Here is a 22783-nt window from a genome sequence, read left to right on the forward strand (position 1 = left end):
CTGTAAATCAAATAAGTTTATAATAATCCACAATTAAAATGTGGATTGTAAAAAGAAAAAAAGTAACAAAAAAAAGAAAAAGGGTAATAGTAGTAATAGTGTCTACTTTTTTCAGGACATGACACAGCAGTACCTTTTCCCGCCATAATTCCTTAGAACGGATAACCAATGCCGATATTAAAAACAAGATTTTCCCTTCTCCAGGTTCTGTCGCCAAATGCAACTTTATCCAATACCCATCTTTCCGTTTCGGGCAGCCAGGGCTTGCGGACCGGAAATGCAACATCAAACCTTAACACAAGAAATGATATATCGAAACGCAACCCCACACCCGTACCTATTGCCAGCTCTTTCATAAATTTATCAGAGAATTTTCCTCCCTCTTTATCAGGGTCATTATTATACAGCCAAACATTACCCGCATCTACAAAGACTGCACCATATACTATGCTAAATAATTTTGCCCGTAACTCGGTATTGAACTCAAGCTTTATATCGCCCGATTGATCTGGCAGAAATCTTGTATTAACAGTATCCTTATATGTTCCTGGTCCAACAGACCTGCTCCTGAATGCACGCAGGCTGTTATTGCCACCAGAAAAAAATTGCTTTATAAAAGGCAGCGCAGTAGAATTTCCATAAGGATATCCAAACCCAACAATAACCCTGTTTGCCCAAACATTTTTACCGGAGAGATGAACATAATATCTCAAATCGGTTTCCAGTTTTACATATTGAGAAAACTGTGCGTTAAATATATATTTGGGATTTCCCTTGTTTACATCAGCGCCTGTAATCAGTCCTGCTATATTGCCGGAAAGGTCTGCATTCCCGTTAAAATAAAATCCTCTCAGCCCGTTATTGCCTGCAAGCTGGTTGTAGTTATAATTATAATTTGAGCCGAGTATAAATTGTTTTTCCACGGCTTTTGCCAATGTGGGCTGGCTTGCAATACTATCTTTATACTCCTGGGTTATAACAAGCGGTTGTACATAATTAATAGATACCGGGTTTAGTTCATGTTCTTTATTAATTGTTTCCTTCCATGAATAACCATATTCCGCCCTGAAAGAATTCATGGTATATAATTTTTCCTTTACCAGCAGATCATATGCCAGCAGTATATTGGTTTTAGGCACAAAACCGCCGTGTGTATTCAATGAAAGAAAGGGAACAACAAATCTTGGAATAGTTAATTTGTTTTCTACTCCACCCCTGTATGTATTATAACCTTTTAACTGCCCGCTGAATTGCACTTCAAACCCGGTTGTAGCGCTGATGGATAACAATTCACCACCGCCAAAGGTATTTCTGTTTCTCCATCCTATTGTTAAAGAAGATCCGGTAAGATTATTTGATTTTGTGCTTGCATTGATCTCTGCTTTTATGGCTTTACGCGGAAGCGAAGTGAGATAGTAAAAAGTATTCAGTTTAGCAGAATCATTTACCGTAACAGGTTCAAAGCGGTTTCTTACATACCTGAAAACACCAAGATTAATGAGCCTGCTGATGGTTTGGTTATGATCCGTTCTGTTATACACATCTCCCGGCGAAAACAACATGGTGCGGGAAAACATGGCAGGCTTATATGTTTTACGCCGGTCAACCAGGTAATATCCGTCATATTTTACCGCATCCTGTCTGGCTGTATCAGAAGCATTGGCATTTAAGCTGAACCCCGGGTATATAAATACGTTATTGATAGTATATGCCTGCCTTGCATTGCGTGGTGTCCGGGGCTTTAATTTTACATACAGGTCAACCTTATTATTACCGATGGTACTATCGGTTTCTACTATCAAAAAATCAGGATCAAAGAAATAAAAACCATTTTCTTTCAGGTAAGCGTCTATACGTTCCCGTTCGGCCTTAATTACAGCCAGGTCAAAAGGGTCGCCCTGCTTTAATAAAGTTTTGTCTGTGCTTTTATTAATCGTTGCCTGCAAGGCTGAGCTGTCTCTCCCAAAATCAACAGTATTGATCGTGTATTGATTGCCGGGAGTAACAATGTATGTGGCTTTAGCCTTTTTATTTTTTACGGTAGTATCTCCTTCAGCAGCAGCCTGGAAATAACCCTGGTTTTGAAGATTGCTCTGCAGCACAGCAGTATTCCTTTCTAAACTCACATTACTTAGTAATACAGGCGGCTCACCGAATTTCCTCCTTATCCAGCCACCTATCGATTTTTCTTTTACGGAATCACCGCCAAGATTATACATCATCAGTTTAAACGGTATTCCCAGTATTTTTTTATTGGGCAGTGGCCTGGTCAGCGCTTCCATCTGTGACCTGATCGCTTTTTTCTTTTTATTACTCAGATGATCAGCTTCAACATTAACGCCTGCTCCTGTATATAAAGCATCGCCTGCAGGTACAGTACGTGTGGTGCTGCACGATGCGAATATGCACATTATTGTTGCAATAAATAATATATGAACTGGTCTGCCCATTAATCTTCTCCTTTTACATTTGTCTTACTATGCTGCTGTTCTTCTCTTCTGTTTTCCCTTCTCATTTTCCTTCTTTCAGCCGCAGCTTTCCTGTTCTCAAAAATTTCCCTGAAACGGTTATAATCCATTGTAATGGTAAAGCCTATGCCTGTTTCTACCACATAACCATCAATTACACCCTGGTACTGGTTTTTCCGGTATGCTTTCAGCATATATCTTCCATCTTCAGAAAGCCTGTAATTCAGCAGCACATTACCGGCAATATTTGAAGCCTGCTGGTTGGAATTCTGCGGTCCTTCCAATTCAAAATTGCTGCCAACGGTTACGGTTAAACGATCATTGAGCATTCGCTTGGAAAGCCCTACATTTAAATCCGTCCGGCTTTCCCTTTCACCTGTACTGTAATCATCAGATGATTCAACATCAAAGTTCAGCTCAACACCTTTAATAAGATCTGCTGCAAGCCTGTTCAGCTCTTCCGTAAGCAGTTTGCTTACGCTTTGCTTTACCATTGTTGAAGCGCTGGTACTGCTGCTGCTCCTGAATGGATCCTCCGCCACAAACCTGTTGAGCAGCAGTAATGCAAAAACCTGCTTATTCATTTCCGCATCATCCTGCCGCATCATTTCCAGTTTTGTTTTTACGGTAGAAATGATATCATTTGATACTCCTATATTTCTGTCTTCAGGTAAAATAATATCAAAAGCAATTTTGGGCTGCAATAATTTGCCTGACATTTTCAGCAATACGTCAAAAGGTATTTTGGTAAGATATGTATTACGTTCCGAGCCGGAAATATCTTCACCCAATTGATTTTTAACAAGATCAAGCGGCGCAGTATTAGCGGTATATTTCGCGGTAATATCCACATCAGCGTCAGTAGGCTCTCCCTGCCACACAATTTTACTTCCTTTCACTATGTCAAATTTTCGCTTTAAAAAATTAAAGGTCAGTTCATAAGTTCCTTTGTCTAATTCATACGAGCCGGTAAGATTGATCTTGCCGCTGGGATCAACACCTGCGTTCAATTCAGCAGCGCCTCTCACATTTAAAAAATCACCGTTACCTTCATCAATCACCAGGGTAAAATCCGCATTTTTATTAACAGCAATATTTACAGAAATATCCATTCCCTGTACAGAAGAAGTATTCAGGGAATCGTAGCCGGCAAGAAACAGCGAGTCATTCTGCGGGGCATTTTTATCTACAAAAACAACAATACCCTCCCTGTCAACAACACCGGGATCATTTTGCGGAAGAACGATGGTCATTTTTGTTTTTTCGTTTATACCTAATCTTCCCTCAACTGAAGGTGCGGATTCCGTACCTTTTACCTTCAGCCTGGTATCAAAATATAGCTGGCCATAAAACAGGTTATTATCTTTTTTTGTACTGTTCAGTGCACGGAAATTATCTGCTTTAATATCCAGGTCGAAATTATAGTTGGTGAAATTATTTGTTGCTGCCAAACCATCAATAGACAGATCATTGCCTGAGGAGTCTTTTACCTGGAAATGATTGAACCGTATGCCTTCGCTGGTTACAGCTATTTTTTCCTGGTCAATCCTGAAAATATTATTCAGCATGGTAAAATTGAATACGGTATTATTAAAGTTAAGATCACCGTTTACAGATGGCTTATCTGCCGTGCCTGCCACATTGAACTTACCGTCCAGGTAACCTGAAGACTCCCTGATAGCCCCTCCGGAAAATGCCTGCGCTGTTTTCATCGGCAATCGCCTTATATTGAGCAGGAAATCAAAACTGCTGGTATTTGTAAAATAATTGCCTGATAAGTTTATGTCGTTATCATTACCTGAAATAGTAACATTCGCATTATAGGTGTCTTTTACTTTATTATCTACCAAAACTTTTATATTACCTACTGTATCTTTCTTAATACTCAGATCGTTTACGGTAATATCTCCCACAAATACCGGAGAAAAAGTAATATCCGTAACCGTAGCCTTACCATTTAGTACACCATCAGCCAGGGTAGAATCCTGTTGTGCAAATCCTGTTAAAGTGGCTATTTTAAAATCTTTAAAACTTATTTCAAGCGGTGCATTGCGTTCGGCAGAAAGGCTGTTAATGCTCAGCTGCTCACCGGAATGATCGAGTGTAAAATCCGCAGCGTTAATATCGCTTTTATCCAATACTATTTTATTGCTTTCCGCAATTGTCCATTTTTCGTAATTCAGCAACAGGCTATCCGGCTTTAATGAAAAGCGGTAAATACCATTGTTCACCTGGTTAAACAATCCCTGCAGGTTATATTTTTCTTTTTGTGCCTTATCTTTTACATTCAGTGCAAAGTCAATGTTATTATGGGCTATACCGGCAGTAAGGCTTGTACCATACATGGCAATACTGCTGCCTGCATTTATTTGTGCAATATTAATACTTGCGGTAAGTATACTATCGCCGGCATCGGCTTTTATTATAAGATCATTAACGGCATTAGCGCCAACCTTTACTGCCGGTGCGGTAATCAACGCATTCCAGCCCTGCCCCTGTGCAAAATGACTTTGAACAGATACTGTATCTAATTTTTGTAAACTATCGATAAATATTTTAAGAACAGGTTTGTTGATCAGTTTGGCATTAACGCTAAAATCATAAGGTGCTGTTTTTATTTCAGCGGCGGTTATACTGTCGGTTGAAAAATATGGTTCAACTGCATTTTGCATTACAGCGCCCATCTCAGTGAGCTTGTATTTTCCTTTCAGTTCGGCATGTAATATATCGCTGCTTAACGTAAGACTTTGCAAGCTATCCTGGTTTGCTGCCAGCAGTTGTATGCTGTCCATTGTAAAACGTTGCTGGTTATGCACAAGCAATGATTCAAGTATAAATAGTTTCCCTTCAAGGCTGTCTGGGTTGGTGTTTGAAAAATTACCGGAAATTTTTCCTCTGTAAACAATTACATCATTGCTGAAATTTAATTCCTTAAGCTTGATACTATCAATAATACCATCCAACTGCACCGCAGGATATTGCTTTGCCAGGTCAGCTTTTGCATCCAGGGAGAAATGAATATTTGGGTCTGCAATATCAGCGTGTATATCCGCTTTTTGTTCTGCAATGCTGCCATTTATATTTAAACCCTCGTAATTGTATTTTTTAAGTATGGCAGATTTTATTGTAGCCTGTAAACTGGCATTTGCTGTTTGGGTATCATATCCTTTTCCCTTCACAACAAAATCAGCGCTTACAGGTCCAAAAGTATTTTTATCCTGGAGGATAGTTCCGAGATCAAGTGATTGTGTTTGCAGCTCCAGGTCATACCCGGCTCTTTTGGCATCAGTTATATTCTGCGTATTTCCTTTTAATAAAGCATTTCCAAGACTGGTGCTAAGTTTTAAATCAACAGTGAGTTTTTTAACGCCGCCATTTATGCTGCCAGACAAGGATATCTTCTCCGGTAAGCTAATACCCTCCGGAATTGAGTTAGCGGGCATAAATGATAATATATCTTTTTTAGAGCTGCTGATATTATGAATATCGAGATTTGCATTTATGTTGTCCGCGTTGGGCAAACCAGTTATTCTTCCTTTTACAGATAGTTTGGTATCATGCAGCCCGCTTACCTGCAGGTTATTGATCTGCATGTTTGAAATGCTGCCTTTTATGTTGCCGTTCAAAAGCCAGGTGGCGTTTGGGTCAGCAAATGCAGGCTGCGAACGGAGTGAAGGAACAAATGTCAATATATCTTTTACCTGTACCCTGCTGTTTTCCACATTTACATTAAGCTGTAATCCTCCCATATTTTTTCGAAGCGCTTCAATTGATTCATATTGTATGGCAACAGCACGCTTTAATTCAGTGCCAGGTGTTTTTACATAGAGATTTTTCAGGTAAGCCTGTTTACCTGCATACAAAAAATCTGTTTGCAATTGCTGCAAAGTAAAACCACTTTGTTCCGTAAAAGTTCCTTTCTCAATTTTACCGGCAATCGAATCACTGCTATATATAAAATCAGTAAGATGAAAAGTAAGGCCCTCAGTCTTCAGGTGCATATAATCCATACCTGATTTTTGCCTCGGTGCATTATCGTTATCAAACTGTATATTATTGCTGTCCAGCTTAAGCGAAGCCAGTTGAATTTTCCAGCTTGAAGAAGCCGGCGTTTCTTCCGGAGGTTTTACTGTTACATTTGTGGTATCTGTTTTACCCAAACGTAGCGCTGCGGTAGTTTTGTTTAATGAGATATCGCTGATGTTTACCAGTTGTTTACTGAGATCAATTTTATCAGGCTTTATTTCTAATTGCCCGAGATGGAGTAAAGCATACAGTGCTGAAACATCATTTTTATAATCCGCGTATATTTTCTGCAGGTCAATTGATTTGATGGAAATATCAGGCATTGCGCCTTTTTTTTGTCCTGCGCTTTCTGTTACCACAGTTTTTTCAACTACCAGTGGCTGGGTTTGATATGCTTTTAATGATAGCCCGGACAGTTTGATATCGCCAATATCAAACTTCATTTCATCCAGGTCAAAATCATCAAACTTCGTATCAAAATGATCAAGATCTGCTTCAACATCATTACCGGTAATCACGTCTTTATATAAAACCCTTATTTTATTAAGTGTTACAGCACCTATACTAACCGGCGTAGATGCGGTATCCGTTTTATCCTTTGGTTTGGTATCTTTTGACGCAAAAGCATCAATAATAAACTGGAAATTGAAAGCAGTATCCGGCAGTTGACGCTTAACCTTTGCCGTTATGTTTTCTAAGGAAACGCTGTTAATATGTATGCCTTTGCCAAGTATTATATCTATCAGTCCAATATCAACTTTGATATTACCTCCATATAACAAAGTGTCCTTTTGCCTGTCTTCAAGATATATATTCTCCAGTACGACATTTTTTGGTAACCCTATATATAATCTTCCTACTGAAACTTTGGTAGCCAATTTTTTCTGAAGATAAGTGGTAGCTTTATTGGTAACAAACTGCTGAACAGGGGGTGTGAGTATTAAGCCGGTAATAAGTAAAAAAAACAGCAAAAGGAACACAACCGTTTTCAGGGTTATCTTCCCGATCTTTTTCCAAATATTTTTTTTCTCTTTAATCTGATCCATGCTTTCATCTTCTAAACATTATCAGGCAGGTCATACCGCTATTAAGAAAATATCATGCTACAAATAACCTCCTGAAAATCAAAAAGGGTGGGGTAAAATCTCCACGATTATTTCAGCAAATATAGAATCGTATTGTAATATCTGAAGAAACAGCCTGTTGTGTTGTATAAAATAAAAGAGGCTGCCTATATTTTTGAGACAGCCTCTTTTAAAAAAGCCTCAATATATTTACCGGTTGATAAGGCTCATCTGTCATTATTTAATAATAATCATCTTCTTCGTTTCTGTTAGCTGACCATCAATCCAAAGAGAATAGCTATAAATGCCGGAAGTAAAAGCAGCAGCATTGAGATGTATAGTACCTGTGCCCTGCATTGGAACAGTTACCTGCTTAATCTTTCTACCCAATGCATCATACACCATTATTTGAGCTGAAGAAAATTTTTGAGCTATTCCGTAGCTGATAACAGTGTTATTATTAAATGGGTTAGGAGAATTTTGACTGATAAAGGTTGTAGCATTCGGAAATTTTTCAGCAGCATTATTGTTGTTAAGAATAGTAGTATTATTTATTTGCTGCTCCTGTATCAGGGCTTGTAATGCAGAGTCTTTTTCTATAAAAGCAATAAACTTTGCTCCTGGTTCCGTACGAAAGCCCGGACCTAATATTATTTTATCATGTCCTTTAAAGAAAACAGTACCCGTGCCTCTTGTAATAGTAGTGAAACAACCATTGCCGGCATTCAATGTTGAGCGGGATTCTAACAGGCTTCCTTTCTCAGGATATACTCCGCAGGCATTATTGACGAGGACAAAAGCCTCAGACTGCTGCTGCCCCATCGCCTTGTTATCTGCAAACAAAATACCAAGCAGTAGTAATGGATAACCTATTTTATTATAAAAGCTGTTCTTATTTTTTTTCATATCGGTTTCATTTTAAGATGGAAAACTATTGCTGTTTAAGCGCTTCAATTTCTGCCTGCAGTTTTTTATTTTCCTTGTTCAATTGTATTACATACAGGCTGAGCTCTTCTATCTTTTCCATCATTGCCTTATTCATTTCCGCTATTTTCAGTCCCTCTTTTTCTATTTCAGCCGCGGGTGCAATGCCAGGCAAATGCTTATTATCATTAACATATTTTTCCAGTTCTTCAATTGACCTGAGCTTGTAATCTTTTTCAAATACATAATCACACCAGCCGGTTTCCACACGCACTTCTTTTGCGCGTATGGTTCCACACACATCTAATTTATATGCAGGTGTTGTAGTGCCAATGCCTACATATTGGCTTGAGAGATCAATGCGCATCACACTTGTTCCATTACCAAGAAAATCAAAATCATCGCTTAAATCGCTATACCTTAGACCCCAGGTGGGATAAGCGGGAGAATGAGCAATCACCATCCGGTCTGTATTAACTGTTCCGGAAGGAAACATATACATCATAGGCGCCGGTGTAGCGCCGGGGTTTGCAAATTGAATAGATGCTGTGCCGGTAGCAAAAGTAAGATTCCCGTCCAGCAATTGTGTGCCTACTACATGTAGCCTCTGGGTAGGAGCATTTGTTCCGATGCCAACGTTTACGGTTGCGGGAGCTCCGTTAATACCATTTACAGAACCAAGAACCAAACTGTTTGACGTATTTACCTGTGCATATGCACCTATGGCAGTAGCATTGTTCAGGTTGTTTGTGCTGATATCAGCATAATATCCGATAGCGGTATTTCCCTGTCCTGAAACATTAAGATCAAGTGCTTTATACCCCAATGCTACATTGCTTCTACCCGTGGTGTTATTCATCAGTGCTTTACTGCCAACTGCCACATTAAAAGCGGCTGTGTTTTTCAATAAAGCTGAATCTCCTACAGCAACCATATTATTGGCTGTAGTATTTGAGTAAAGTGCGGCAGTGCCAATTGCTATATTACTATTGCCGGTAGTATTGCTGAAAAGTGCCCTGTATCCAAAAGCACTATTGCCGGCCCCATTGGTATTTGCATACAAAGCTGCGCTGCCTGTAGCAGTGTTGTTGCCGCCCCAGGAATTAGAATATAACGCCCTCTCGCCTGTTGCGGTATTGTAACTTCCGCCCACTGAATTATACATTGCCTGGTAACCAGAAGCGGTATTCCTGCTGCCTGCCGTAATTTTATTTAATGCTGTAAAACCCAAACCGGTATTAAACGAACCGGTAGTAGTAACTGCAAGGGCGTTATCTCCTAAGGCGGTGTTGTTAGTGCCTGTTGTGGCGGGATTGCCGGCATTAGGTCCGGTAAAAAAGTTGGTTGCACCCGGCGCATGTATTATACGAAAGTTCTTCAGGTAATATTCTGTGCCTATGTAAATGCTTTTCCAGTTTTTGGTTGTACTCCCAGCACTTAAACTATTGGTTAAACCAGGAGTAAGGTTTTGGTTTACTGCTGTGGGCGAAACAAGATTTGAAAGCGAAGTATTAGCCTGAGCAAAAATTTGCTGACAGAAAACAGGCGATACCAGCAATACTACTATGTATAATTTTGATTTCATTACTGAATATTTTAGAAGTGAAAAAATGCAGGACTTTCATAAAACCGGTAAAATATAACCGATATAGTAACCAATATATTTTTCAGTTACCAATCAGAAGTGACGGCAAGTATTTTAGAAAGATATTAACCAGTAAGAAAAACGACAGAGCAGGATATCATTGCAATTACGAACAGTAATGCAACGCATAATTTTGACTTCATAATAAACTGTTTAAATATAAAGTGGTGCAGAATGCAGGTGTTTCACGGGGAAGCAACAGTGATTCAGCATAAATATTCTTTTCGAATAAAAATGTTACCACAATGAGGTTCATAAGAAAGGACTGCACCTTACCTGCGATGCATTAAATACAAACCTCTGCTTTTTTTTAAATAATTACAATCCCTCAAATGAGTCAGAAGATGTGAGAAGAAGTGACCAACTTGATGGAAAGATATCTATACAGCCGGCGGAGATAGGATGACTGGTGCTTCAAAATTTGAGGTAAATAAACTGATTGTATATAGAAGCACCTGTTGCAGATGAAGTGAATTTACCTGGTGAAGGGCAGGCATTATACAAATAATATTTAATTTCTTTTGTTACTTAAAATGTAAGACTATATTATTAAGGAATATTTACTTACCAGTATTTCCGCTGTTTGTTTCTGGCGTGATTTTAAGATTAGCAAAACTGCCGCCGGAATTATTACCTACCCATAAAGCTATTTTTCCATTTGTATTGTTATTGAGTTTATCTGATTCGAGTACCGGATCTGGAGTATCATTTACATATACAGCTACATGCGAGCTCTTCACTACCACTTTTGCATGAAACCAATCATTCGGATCTGGCTCCGGACTAACATAATTTTCGTATTTACCCGGAAATTGTGTCCTCAATTTTTCCCAGTCATAGTCAGGCATAGAAATATATTGTACGGAATGAGAGCGTCTTGTATCCTCCTTACTTTTAAAATTGAAGGGGCGAAAGTAAATCGCATCAAAATGGGTTTCATCAATTACATGAAAAGCAATACCAACAAAACTTTGCTGTAAAACATCCTTTCCTTTTACATCAAACTCAATAGTGCCGTTTGAAAATTCGTAATTCCTTAATATTACTAAGCCATTGCCGGGCGTCTCATTTATGTTGATTATTTTCCTGTCATTTTCATTTTGTTGATATACATTCCGGTTTATCAAAAGCCATTTTGCTGCATTATGCAGATCTGGTTCTAGGGTTTGGCTGTAAGTGGTAATTGAGATGAATAACATCAAAAATAATTGCAGAAATTTTTTCATGATTTTTATTTAATAAAACAATTTTTCAATTAGGTATGCTTCGCATTATTTTCATATTTCAATAAACACTCAAACAGCTGCTCCTGCATTTTTCAAAACTATTATGAATATAGGCACTCCTCGTCACCCAATGGAAAGGGTCCCGGGGTGAGGCCTACTCCGCCCTCAAACTCTTCACCGGGTTTGCCACCGCTGCTTTAACAGCCTGGAAGCCTACGGTTAATAATGCAATTAATAATGCCGTAGCGCCTGCCACAATAAACACCCACCAACTAATATCAATTCTATATGCAAAACTTTGCAACCATTTATTCATGCCCCACCAAGCAACAGGAAAAGCAACAAGTGATGCGATCAATACCAGCTTTAAAAATTCTTTGGAAAGCATTTGCATAACCTGTGATACGCTTGCACCTAACACTTTACGGATACCGATTTCCTTTGTTCTTTGTTCCGCAGTATAAGTAACCAATCCAAATAAACCAAGGCATGCAATAAAAATGGTAAGCAGGGAAAAAATATTTAAGACAGTTCCTGTTTTTTGTTCTGCTGCATAAGTCTTGTTATACAGATCATCCATAAAACCATACTCAAAAGGCTCGCCTGTTTTATAGCTATCCCATGTTGTTTTCATAGTGGCTAATAATCCCGTAACATCAGTAGTGTTAATTTTAAAGATCAGCCCACCCTCAGGATAAAGCGTCATAAACAATGGAGATATACTTTCGTGCAGCGATTTAAAATTGAAATTTTTAACCACACCAACTACATGATAGGCAAAGTTATTACCACGCTGGCTGTTCTGCCTGATCACTGTCTTGTTTATCGCTGTTTCAGCATTCCAGCCCAATGCAATTGCTGCTGTTTCATTTAAAATGATTGCCGAAGAGTCCGTAGCATAATCTTTTGAAAAATTTCTCCCGCTGACCATGTGCATGCCCATTACCGGAATATACTGATCATCTATATGATAATCTACAGCATTAACAATCAGCCTGTCGTTACCCTGCGGGTAAGCCAGCGCATTATTATAGTAGCTTGGCCCGGCAGGTTTATAAAACGAAACCGTAGCGCCTGTTATCCGGGGATCCTGCAGCAGTTGCCGTTTAAATACCTGTTCTTTATTACCCAGCAGATAAGAATTAGGGATCGTAAGCAATTGTTCTTTATCATACCCCAAATCCTTGTTTTGTATAAATTTCATTTGCTGATACACAACAATAGTTCCGATGATGAGCGCAACAGAAATAAAAAACTGGAATACTACAAGCCCGCTTCTCAATCCAAAAGTTTTATTTCCGGTTGCCGCTTTTCCTTTCAAAACAAGAATTGGTTTAAAAGAAGACAAATAAAACGCAGGATAAATACCGGCTATTAAGCCCACTACCAAACCCAACGCGATAAAAGCCAGCACAGGCTTTATTGTAAAGCTCAATTCTTTGCCCGCTATATGATTGAATGCAGGAAGGGAAATTTTTACCAGAAAAAAGGCGACAGTTAATGCAAATAATGTAATCATAACAGATTCAGACAGGAATTGTTTAATAAGATCAAATCTTCCTGAACCGGCCACTTTTCGTACGCCAACCTCTTTTGCGCGCCTGGAAGCACCTGCTGTAGATAAATTAATAAAATTGATACAGGCTACTAGCAACATAAAAATAGCAACACCAGAGAAAATATATACATAAGATATATTGCCGCCGGGCTCAAACTCATTACTGGTATTTGAATTAAGATGTATTGCCGTTAAAGGTTGTAATATAAATCCAAGCTGATTCCCTTTTGTGCGGAACTGTTCAAGGCTTAAGCCCATTTGACTTTGAATTTGCGGGCCCATATATTTTTCCACCATTGCGGGAAAACGCGATTCCATCTTTTTTATATCTGCGCCCGGTTTTATTAAAAGATAGGTATGAAATCCTCCTTGCATCCACGAATCAGATGTTGCATCCGGATAGCTGGCCATAGATGCCAGCATTTCAAAATAAAAATGCGAATTAGCAGGAATATCTGCCATCACTCCCGTTACCTTATACAATGCCGAATCGCCATCCAGGGCAATCATTTTACCCAGCGCATCATCTGTTCTAAAATATTTTTCCGCAGTTGTTCTTGTTAATACAACCGTATGAGGTTGTAACAAAGCCGTTGTCGCATCGCCTTTGATCATTGGCAATGTAAATACGCTAAAAATATTCGGATCAACCACCGCTAACCTGTCATGCTTAAAAATATTTCCATTATATTCCACTTTTGGCATACCGGCATTTACTATCCTGGTTGCATCTTCCACCTCAGGAAAATCATTTTTCAAAGTTTGCGCTACGGGCGCCATAACCACGCTTTCATTTATCTTTCCTCCATTAACGTTAGCCTGGAAAATGATCCGTGCAATACGATCTGCTTTCTTATTAAACCGGTCGTAGCTCATTTCATCCTGCACATACAGCATGATCACGAAAAAAGTAGCTATACCGATTGCTAAACCAAGTATATTGATGAAAGAAAATAATTTATTCTTCCTGATATTCCGCCATGCGGTTTTAAGATAATTTCTGAACATTTGAGATTTGATTTGTGGGTTATTAGCGATCAGCGGTCAGCTATTAGCTGTCAGCTATCAGCCGATACCAGGTAGCCAAAAGTACTTAGTGAGTGCCAATAGTTATGCCAGCATGCTAATTGGTTATAAATAAGTGTATTACCATTTGTTTCAATAATAATGTGTACGAAAACGTACAGTAGCTGCACGGTGGCGGACAGGAAATTTGAGATTTGGGATTTGAAATGGCTGACAGGTTTATGGTTTGTAGTTTACGGTTTGTAGTTTATGGTTCGGATTAAAATCCTGTTGCATATTGCCAGACTGTCCTAACCACAAACCATAAACTACAAACCCCCAACCCTGTCAAACTTGTGGAAAATGCATCGGCAGTTTTTGCCCCAACTTCACGAAATTTGCAGCATGTCAACCTTTTCTCATTTACACGTTCATACCCAGTATTCATTATTAGACGGCGCTGCACCCATCAGCAGCCTTTACCAGAAAGCGATTAAAGATAATATGCCCGCGCTTGCCATATCCGACCATGGTAATATGTTTGGCGTTTTTTCATTTGTGGCAGAAGCATATAAGCATAAAGTAAACCCTGATGATAAGAAAAGCCCGTTAAAAGTAAAGCCTATTGTAGGCTGTGAATTTTATATAACAGAAAGCCGGCACAGAAAAGTTTTCTCTAAAGAAGAAAAAGATCCCAGGCATCACCAGATACTATTAGCTAAAAATGAAATTGGATATAGAAATTTAACAAAACTCACATCACTTGGTTTTATTGAAGGAATGTATAGTAAATACCCGCGTATTGATAAAGAGCTCATCAATAAATACCACGAAGGCCTAATTGCTACCACCTGCTGCCTCGGCGCCCTGGTGCCGCAAACCATACTGAAAAAAGGCGAAGAAGAAGGAGAGAATGAATTCAAATGGTGGCTGAATATTTTCCAGGAAGATTTTTATGTAGAACTGCAGCGGCATGGCATACCTGAACAGGAAAAAGTAAATAATGTGCTGCTGAAATACGCGAAAAAATATAATGTAAAAGTGATCGCGTCAAACGATTCGCATTATGTGGATCAGAAAGACTTTAACGCGCATGATATTTTACTTTGCATCAACACCGGCGAGAAGATAGCCACGCCGGCATTGCGTGAATTTACAGATGATGATGTGCTGGTAAAAAACAAACGTTTTGCTTTTCCCAACGATCAATTCTTTTTCAAGACCACGCAGGAAATGAAAGATGTGTTTCACGACCTGCCCGAAGCCATAGACAATACCAATGAAATTGTAGGTAAGGTTGATCTGCTCGATCTGAAACGCGACATTCTGCTGCCTAATTTTCCAATACCAAAGGAGTTCCAGGTGCATGAAGACAATAACCTGAATCAGTGGGAATACCTGAAGCACCTCACTTTTGAGGGTGCGCATAAACGTTATGATCCGTTTACGGCAGAAGTAGAAGAGCGGCTCAACTTTGAATTGTTCACCATAAAGTCAATGGGCTTTGCCGGTTACTTTTTAATTGTGAGCGATTTCATCAAAGCCGGCAGGGATATCGGTGTGTTTGTTGGCCCCGGCCGTGGTTCTGCGGCAGGCTCTGTGGTGGCCTATTGCATCGGCATCACCAATATCGATCCCATAAAATACAACCTGCTGTTTGAGCGCTTTCTCAATCCCGACCGTAAAAGCATGCCTGATATTGATACGGATTTTGATGATGAAGGCAGGCAGAAAGTAATTGAATATGTAGTTGACAAATATGGAAAGAACCAGGTAGCACAGATCATTACCTACGGTACTATGGCTGCCAAAATGAGCATTAAAGATGTAGCCCGCGTAATGGATCTTCCATTGTCCGATTCAAACGCGCTGGCAAAGCTGGTGCCTGAAAAACCAGGCATTTCTCTTAAACGTGTGCTGCATGCGCCATTAAATTCCAAAGACGGTGAAAAATCGCTGGAAGAAAAAGAAGGTTTGTCATCTGATGATCTTGAAAATGTAAAACGCCTGCGCCAGCATTATGATGGTAATGATATGCAGGCAAAAGTGTTGCACGAAGCAGAGATACTGGAAGGTTCAGTGCGCAACACCGGCATACATGCGGCAGGCATCATCATTGCTCCTAAAGACCTTACCGAACTATTGCCTGTTGCCACTGCAAAAGATTCAGATTTGTGGGTTACACAAATTGAAGGCAGCGTGATTGAAGAAGCAGGTGTAATCAAGATGGACTTCCTCGGTTTAAAAACATTGAGCATTCTTAAAACCGCGCTGGGTTTAATAAAGCAGAATCATAATGTAGATATTGATCTTGATAATATTTCGCTGGAAGATGAAGACACCTACAGGCTGTACCAGCGTGGCGATACCAACGGCACATTCCAGTTTGAAAGTATGGGCATGCAAAAGTACCTGCGTGAGCTGAAGCCAGATAAGTTTGATGACCTCATAGCGATGAACGCGTTGTACCGCCCTGGTCCGTTGGCTTATATTCCCAACTTTATTGACCGCAAACACGGCCGTGAACCCATTACCTACGATCTGCCGGAGATGGAAGAATATCTTTCAGAAACCTACGGCATTACCGTATACCAGGAGCAGGTAATGCTGCTGTCGCAAAAACTGGCAGGCTTTAGTAAAGGCGATGCTGATATTTTGCGTAAGGCAATGGGTAAAAAGCAAAAAGCCGTGCTTGATAAAATGAAAGCGCAGTTTATTACAGGCGCAACAAAAAACGGGCATAACGCGCAGGTGCTTGAAAAGATATGGACAGACTGGGAAGCCTTCGCCCAATATGCGTTCAACAAATCGCACTCCACCTGCTACGCGTTTGTTGCGTATCAAACCGCGTATTTAAAAGCGCATTATCCATCGGAGTATATGGCGGCGGTATTGAACCATGCAGGCGCTATTGAAAAGATCACCTTTTTTATGGAAGAATGCAAGCGCATGGGGCTAAAAGTACTTGGACCGGATATTAACGAATCGAACCGAGGTTTTGCCGTAAATAATAAAGGAGAGATCCGTTTTGGACTGGGCGGTTTAAAAGGTGTGGGCGAAGCTGCCATTGAAGGCATAATTGACGAAAGAAAAAAAGGCGCATATAAATCCATATTCGACCTTATAAAAAGAGTTAACCAGCGGGTGGTGAATAAAAAATCACTGGAATGTCTTGCCTACTCCGGAGCTTTTGATTGCTTTACCGACCTGCACAGGGCGCAGTATTTCTTTACACCGCAGGGCGATACATCAACAGGATTGGAAAAGATAGTGAAGTTTGGTAACGTATATCAAAATCAAAACGTGCATGCCACCAATACATTATTCGGCGATTTGCAGATGCCTGATGTAACACCTCCTAAAATTCCGGATTGCCCGCTATGGACATTAACGGAATTGCTGGATCATGAAAAAGATATTACCGGCATCTTTTTAAGCGGTCACCCGCTGGATCATTTCAGGTTTGAAATGCGGCATTATAATATCACTACCATTGCGGATTATAATGAACATAAGGATAATATGAGCCCGCAACTGGCATCGCGAACCCTGAGGATAGCAGGGCTTGTATCTGACGCGCAGCACAGGATAACCCGCAATGGAAAACAGTTTGGTGTATTTGCATTGGAAGATTATTCAGGCAAAACAGAGATAGCCCTGTTTGGGGAAGATTATGTGCGGTTTAAAGATCATTTCAGCCTGGGCAACGTGTTGTTTGTAACCGGCAACTTTAAACCACGCTGGAACAGTACTACCGATTTTGAGTTTAAGATCAGCGGAGTAATGTTGCTTGAAACGGTAAAAAGAACCTTAACGCAGCGTTTGCAGATGGAGCTTCATCCCAAATTGCTGAACGAAAAAATGGTAGGTTTTGTGGATGAGAATATCAGGAAACACCCGGGTAAAACAAGCATCAGGTTTGTGTTTTCAGAACCAAAAAATAAGTTAAAAGTTTGCATGTATACGCTGGAGCGAGGCTTTGAAATGAATGACGAAATGACGGCTTTCCTGGATGCAAATCCTGATATTGATGTGAATGTGACCACTTTACAGAAATAAGGCAAAGCCAAATTGTCTAATGCACATGTGTGGATAATGACAGTTGTGCTTATTCAAACTAATGGACTTAAATTTGCTCTCCCTATTAACCGGGTACGAAACCATAGATCAGGAAAAGAATATGGTTTGAATTAACAGCCCTGAACAATTTTATAAACGAAATAATAAACTGTAATTATTATGGCACTTGAATTTACTGATGCAAACTTCCAGGAAAAAGTATTAGACTCCGATAAATTATCCGTAGTTGATTTTTGGGCAGAATGGTGCGGTCCCTGCCGTGCAATCGGGCCGGTTATTGAAGAGCTCAGCAAAGAATACGATGGCAAAATAAATGTTGGTAAAGTAAATGTAGATCATAACCCGCAGCTATCCATCAATTATGGCGTAACATCTATTCCCGCTATATTGTTTGTAAAAGACGGTAAAGTGGTAGACAAGCTGGTTGGCGCACAACCCAAAGGCAATTTTGTAAAAAAGATTGAGCAACACATAGCATAAAAATCAGTGTTGAAAATATGCTGAGGCTGCTTCGTAAGAAGCAGCCTTTTTTTTAGCATATTTTAAAAACTTGTTTTATCTTTTGCCTGTATTTTATCATTGCTTATGTAGGTATGAATAATTGGGTTACCGGCTGTATTGCTACTATCGGCTTCCGTTGCGTCGCACTCGTGTACGTTCGGTAATACAATTCGGCAAAGAACAACCTCGTTGCTCAATTGCAATATTGCTGATTAACTTTTAGTAATAGGTGAGAGGTGGGAATTGAGACGATACACCTGAGGCTTTCACGTTTATCGTTTGACGTTTCTCCTCTCACGTTTCACCAATAAAACGCTCATGTAACTGAGAGGGCGAAGCCATGCAAAACACCAAACAAAAGATCAGGTTAACACCCTTATTGCACAGGGGAAACATGTGGATTGGCATACATTTTCCGCGGCTGCCTGTTTTGCAGCAGGCGGTAAGAAAAACCAGGCAAATAAAATGGAGTCAATCCAACAAATGCTGGTACATACCTTTTAACAGAGCCAGTTATGATGAGCTGCTGAAAAATGCTGAACCATTTGCAACTATTGATAACAATGCATTAAAGCAATACAAGGCAGCCGGCACAGGCGTGCCGGCAAGCCCGGTAATTAAAGCACAGGCTTTATATGAACCCACGTACAGCAATAGCATAAAACCTGCGGCATATATTAACCCGGTTAACCGCCATGTTTTACCCGCAATGCGCCAAACGCTGGTATTAAAAGCATACAGCCCGTCAACCATTAAAACTTACCTGAACGAGATGAGTGTTTTTTTGCAGGCTTTAAAGTCAACCCGGGCAGATGAACTTTCCGTAAACCGCATTAAAAGTTATCTGCAATATTGTTTTGAAAAGCTGAAACTGAGCGAAAACACTTTACACAGCAGGATAAACGCGCTGAAGTTTTATTATGAGCAGGTGTTGAAAAAGGAGAAGTTTTTTTGGGAAATACCCAGACCGAAGAAGCTGTTGCAGTTACCACATTTTTTTAACCAGGATGAGATAACTTCTATTATTAAGTCGGCAGGAAACATTAAGCATAAAACGATGCTCATGCTGGCGTATTCATCAGGTTTGCGGGTAAGTGAAGTGGTTAATTTAAGAACGGCAGATATAGATAGCAGGCGCATGACTATAATGATACAACAGGCTAAAGGGAAGAAAGACAGAATAGTAAAATTGAGTCCGGTATTGCTGATTATGTTACGGGAGTACTGGAAAAAAGCAAAACCATCGTTAAAAGGTTATTTATTTCCAGGTCAATATCCTGGTGAACCTTACAGCAGCCGGAGTTTACAACTGGTGCTGGCAGCCGCAAAGAAAAAAGGAGGCATTCTAAAACCCGGAAGTATACATGCATTGCGACATAGTTTTGCAACACATTTGCTTGACAGGGGAACCGATGTTACCCTTATTATGAAATTGCTTGGGCATAATGACATAAAAACCACGCTGCGTTATTTGCATGTAACGAACCGGGATATGCTGCAAATAATCAGTCCTCTAGACGATTTAAAATTATAATATTTTAAATTGTATTTGCGAAAGTTTTAAAGTAGTAAACAATATTTATAAGCATTTGAAAAATAAGGCAATAACAAAAAAAGCGAAAGTTTTAGGAGGGAAAAACTTTCGTATATTTATGAGTTATGGGCAACCTTAGACGACACCCCCACAGACCAACGAACACAGGACAATGAGCGACTTTAAAATATTTAAAAATTGGCTGACACAAGTTTCCTTTCTGACAGAAAAGGACTGTTCGCTTTTTGAACCCTTTTTAAAGACAAAACAACTTAAAGCGAAAGACTACTTTTTGACCGAAGGAAAAATTTGTCACGAAATCGGCTTTATCAATCAAGGCTGTTTCAGAACTTATTACCTTGCAGACGGAAAGGAAATCAACACGCATTTTGCATTTGAAAATGAATTTGTAACGGACTATGACAGCTTTTTACAAAGTAAACCCAGCCGCTACTTCATTCAGGCATTGGAAGACGCTGAAATTGTAACATTCAATTTATCCGCTTTACAAAATGCCTACAACCAATCGCAAAATTGGGAACGCTTTGGCAGAATGATAGCCGAACAATCTTACAAGCTGACAACCCAACGTGTTGAGAGCTTTTTGTTTTTAGACGGAGAGCAACGTTACCTTGACTTACTTGAAAACCAACCTCACATTCTTGACAGAATACCGTTATATCATATTGCTTCCTACTTAGGTCTTGAACGGGAAAGCTTGAGCCGACTACGGAAAAAAATTGCTTACAAGTAGCGATTGTAACATTTGTCAATTTCTTCTTCATTCACCTTTGAGACTTTTGCAGTGTAAAATTTAATGTTTCACTAAAAAAAATTCAGAATGAAAAAGGTGATTTTTTCCGCTACTGCAATAGCTTTTATGATTTTGGCGAGTTGCAGCACTTCAAAACAAGTAACAGTTCCGCTTAACCGTTCCGTTGAGTTGGACGACACCTACACAATTATTTGGAACGGTGTCAGCAAAGCATACCGATACGAAAACGGACAATGGTTGCGAGCAGAAAGTTATGATTACCAATTTGACGTTGTTCAAAAACGTTATGACAATCATTGGAAATCCGTTAAATCATTGCACCGTATTCACCCCGACTATGACGGCAAAGCGGGTAACAGAAACCAGACAATGTATTTTGAAGTTGCTTACCAAAATCTGATTGACGGAAAAGTGCAAGCAACTATCAATTCATCGCTTGGCAACGGAACGGGAACAACAGACGCAGAATTTCGTAAATCCGTTTTGATAATGTATGTTCCAAATGCAAGTAAGTTTATGCCGTATAACAAGTTTAGAATTACGCAAAACTACAACTACGAAGAAGGTGTGCTGACCGAAACTGTTGAACTCATCAAAGAAAAAGACGGCAAAGAAATTCCGTTTATGAAGAACGAAGAAACCGCTTTGATTTTTATTAAAAGTAAATTGGACAAAGCACCAACAACCTTTAAACACTAACAGCTATGACAAACGAAGCAAGAAAAATAAGCGGTTACATTTTGCTTTCCGTTCCGACAATCATTTACGGTGGGTATTTTTTGCTCACCGTTTTAAGCGGACAACAGGAACATTTGCAATTAACGGACTTCCAAAAATCAATGTTCCGTGCAGGACACGCCCACGCAGGTGTTTTGGTCATTCTTGCGTTAGTTGCTCAACTCTTCGCAGACCACGCTTCTTTGTCCAATCGTTGGAAATGGTTTGCCCGACTTTCATTCCCGATTTCAGCCATTACAATTAGCTTAGGCTTCTTTGCGGCAGCTATCGGCAGACAAATTACCGAACCGACAGGACTAATTTTCATTTTGTATGTTGGTATTGCAATACTGACTTTTGGACTTTTGACATTGGGAATTGGACTAATCCGACAGAAGAAAGGCAGCCCATAACACGGGTTTTGCGTCAGGCGGGCTGATGTGCAAACTTGGAGCTTTGTGCTTCTAATAAACTTTAGTAATAAATTGAAACTTTGTGCTCCGAAACCCGCCCGAACGCAAAGCCCGAAACCGTTATATGCTACCAAGACTTTTTGAATTTTAAGTTGCAGGAAATAATCGGAGAAGCCAGGCTGGGCGTTTTTAAATTACAATGAGTTTTATATCACAGAGATTTATCGAAGCGAACGTTTTGCATAGGCCAGTGCTACTATTGAGCTTCAATACATGCACAGCCACGCCGGGCAGAATATCCCTGATTGAACAACGCGAAGGTTATAGAAGCGAACGTTTTGCAGAGGCTGGTGCTACTATTGAGCTTCAGTACATGCACAGCCACACCGGACAGAATATCCCTGATTGAACAACGCGAAGGTTATAGAAGCGAACGTTTTGCAGAGGCTGGTGCTACTATTGAGCTTCAGTACATGCACAGCCACACCGGACAGAATATCCCTGATTGAGTAACGCGAAGGTTATCGAAGCGAAGATGAATAAGGAGAAGGCAGCATATAACAGGCGGTTTGGCAATATGGCGGGTGAAGAATATATGCTCAACTTTTTATTCGCTGTTCAGCATCAGTTCCAGCCGACGAATAAGGCCCGGCAATAGAATAAAACAATGAACAATTATTTATAAATTTAACATAGGTTACGGGCAGACGAATCACGGACTACCGCCACATCGCCAAGGTGTGCTGTGAATGGCTAAGTCTAAACAGTTAGTCAATGCTGTATAAAAGATGATGGAAGCCCCATCGGTGTCGGCTTTCAAGAGCAGGCATCAAACCGCTTCCCGATG

12 protein-coding genes are annotated in these 22783 nt (G+C 39.9%); 6 read left to right on the plus strand and 6 right to left on the minus strand.

The window, feature by feature from the left end:
* Positions 1-152 precede the first annotated feature (152 nt).
* The 6 genes from tamL to DC498_RS25035 all read right to left on the minus strand — a co-directional run bounded on the left by tamL (position 153) and on the right by DC498_RS25035 (position 13919).
* On the minus strand, positions 153-2450 hold the full coding sequence (gene tamL, locus DC498_RS25010) for a translocation and assembly module lipoprotein TamL (protein WP_116876859.1): 2298 nt from the start codon (positions 2448-2450) through the stop codon (positions 153-155).
* A complete protein-coding gene (locus tag DC498_RS25015) occupies positions 2450-7540 on the minus strand; it encodes a translocation/assembly module TamB domain-containing protein (RefSeq protein WP_116876860.1) in 5091 nt (1696 codons plus the stop codon). The genes tamL and DC498_RS25015 overlap by 1 nt, the downstream gene beginning before the upstream one ends.
* Positions 7541-7795: 255 nt before the next feature.
* On the minus strand, positions 7796-8464 hold the full coding sequence (locus DC498_RS25020) for a T9SS type A sorting domain-containing protein (RefSeq protein WP_116876861.1): 669 nt from the start codon (positions 8462-8464) through the stop codon (positions 7796-7798).
* 25 nt (positions 8465-8489) lie between these two features.
* Complete coding sequence (locus DC498_RS25025) at positions 8490-10067, minus strand: hypothetical protein (protein WP_116876862.1); 1578 nt, start codon at positions 10065-10067, stop codon at positions 8490-8492.
* A 620-nt stretch (positions 10068-10687) separates the two neighbouring features.
* Positions 10688-11353, minus strand: coding sequence for a family 16 glycoside hydrolase (locus DC498_RS25030; RefSeq protein WP_116876863.1), 666 nt, complete (start codon positions 11351-11353; stop codon positions 10688-10690).
* Positions 11354-11507: 154 nt separating this feature from the next.
* Positions 11508-13919 carry an ABC transporter permease gene (locus DC498_RS25035; RefSeq protein WP_116876864.1) on the minus strand — a complete coding sequence of 804 codons (2412 nt, stop codon included), beginning with the start codon at positions 13917-13919 and terminating at the stop codon, positions 11508-11510.
* A gap of 402 nt (positions 13920-14321) precedes the next feature.
* On the opposite strand from DC498_RS25035, the gene dnaE reads away from it, so the two are divergent.
* The 6 genes from dnaE (at position 14322) to DC498_RS25065 (ending at position 21936) form a co-directional block, all read left to right on the plus strand.
* On the plus strand, positions 14322-17975 hold the full coding sequence (dnaE, locus tag DC498_RS25040; protein WP_116876865.1) for a DNA polymerase III subunit alpha: 3654 nt from the start codon (positions 14322-14324) through the stop codon (positions 17973-17975).
* A gap of 180 nt (positions 17976-18155) precedes the next feature.
* Entirely contained in the window at positions 18156-18476 is a 321-nt protein-coding gene (gene trxA / locus DC498_RS25045) for a thioredoxin (protein WP_116876866.1), read from the plus strand.
* Positions 18477-18837: 361 nt separating this feature from the next.
* Positions 18838-20031 carry a tyrosine-type recombinase/integrase gene (locus tag DC498_RS25050; RefSeq protein WP_116876867.1) on the plus strand — a complete coding sequence of 398 codons (1194 nt, stop codon included), beginning with the start codon at positions 18838-18840 and terminating at the stop codon, positions 20029-20031.
* A 172-nt stretch (positions 20032-20203) separates the two neighbouring features.
* Positions 20204-20785, plus strand: coding sequence for a Crp/Fnr family transcriptional regulator (locus DC498_RS25055; protein ID WP_116876868.1), 582 nt, complete (start codon positions 20204-20206; stop codon positions 20783-20785).
* An 87-nt stretch (positions 20786-20872) separates the two neighbouring features.
* Complete coding sequence (locus tag DC498_RS25060) at positions 20873-21505, plus strand: hypothetical protein (RefSeq protein ID WP_116876869.1); 633 nt, start codon at positions 20873-20875, stop codon at positions 21503-21505.
* A 5-nt stretch (positions 21506-21510) separates the two neighbouring features.
* Positions 21511-21936: a hypothetical protein gene (locus DC498_RS25065; RefSeq protein WP_116876870.1), complete on the plus strand. Its 426-nt coding sequence runs from the start codon at positions 21511-21513 to the stop codon at positions 21934-21936.
* Positions 21937-22783 lie beyond the last annotated feature (847 nt).

It is taken from the genome of Terrimonas sp. (genome assembly GCF_003075435.1).
GTDB lineage: Bacteria > Bacteroidota > Bacteroidia > Chitinophagales > Chitinophagaceae > Agriterribacter.

Excerpts from the sequence above, each read along its gene's own strand:
- tamL (WP_116876859.1), bottom strand. The coding sequence starts at position 2,450 with ATGGGCAGACCAGTTCATATATTATTTATTGCAACAATAATGTGCATA.
- DC498_RS25015 (WP_116876860.1), bottom strand. The coding sequence starts at position 7,540 with ATGGATCAGATTAAAGAGAAAAAAAATATTTGGAAAAAGATCGGGAAG.
- DC498_RS25020 (WP_116876861.1), bottom strand. The coding sequence starts at position 8,464 with ATGAAAAAAAATAAGAACAGCTTTTATAATAAAATAGGTTATCCATTA.
- DC498_RS25025 (WP_116876862.1), bottom strand. The coding sequence starts at position 10,067 with ATGAAATCAAAATTATACATAGTAGTATTGCTGGTATCGCCTGTTTTC.
- DC498_RS25030 (WP_116876863.1), bottom strand. The coding sequence starts at position 11,353 with ATGAAAAAATTTCTGCAATTATTTTTGATGTTATTCATCTCAATTACC.
- DC498_RS25035 (WP_116876864.1), bottom strand. The coding sequence starts at position 13,919 with ATGTTCAGAAATTATCTTAAAACCGCATGGCGGAATATCAGGAAGAAT.
- dnaE (WP_116876865.1), top strand. The coding sequence starts at position 14,322 with ATGTCAACCTTTTCTCATTTACACGTTCATACCCAGTATTCATTATTA.
- trxA (WP_116876866.1), top strand. The coding sequence starts at position 18,156 with ATGGCACTTGAATTTACTGATGCAAACTTCCAGGAAAAAGTATTAGAC.
- DC498_RS25050 (WP_116876867.1), top strand. The coding sequence starts at position 18,838 with ATGCAAAACACCAAACAAAAGATCAGGTTAACACCCTTATTGCACAGG.
- DC498_RS25055 (WP_116876868.1), top strand. The coding sequence starts at position 20,204 with ATGAGCGACTTTAAAATATTTAAAAATTGGCTGACACAAGTTTCCTTT.
- DC498_RS25060 (WP_116876869.1), top strand. The coding sequence starts at position 20,873 with ATGAAAAAGGTGATTTTTTCCGCTACTGCAATAGCTTTTATGATTTTG.
- DC498_RS25065 (WP_116876870.1), top strand. The coding sequence starts at position 21,511 with ATGACAAACGAAGCAAGAAAAATAAGCGGTTACATTTTGCTTTCCGTT.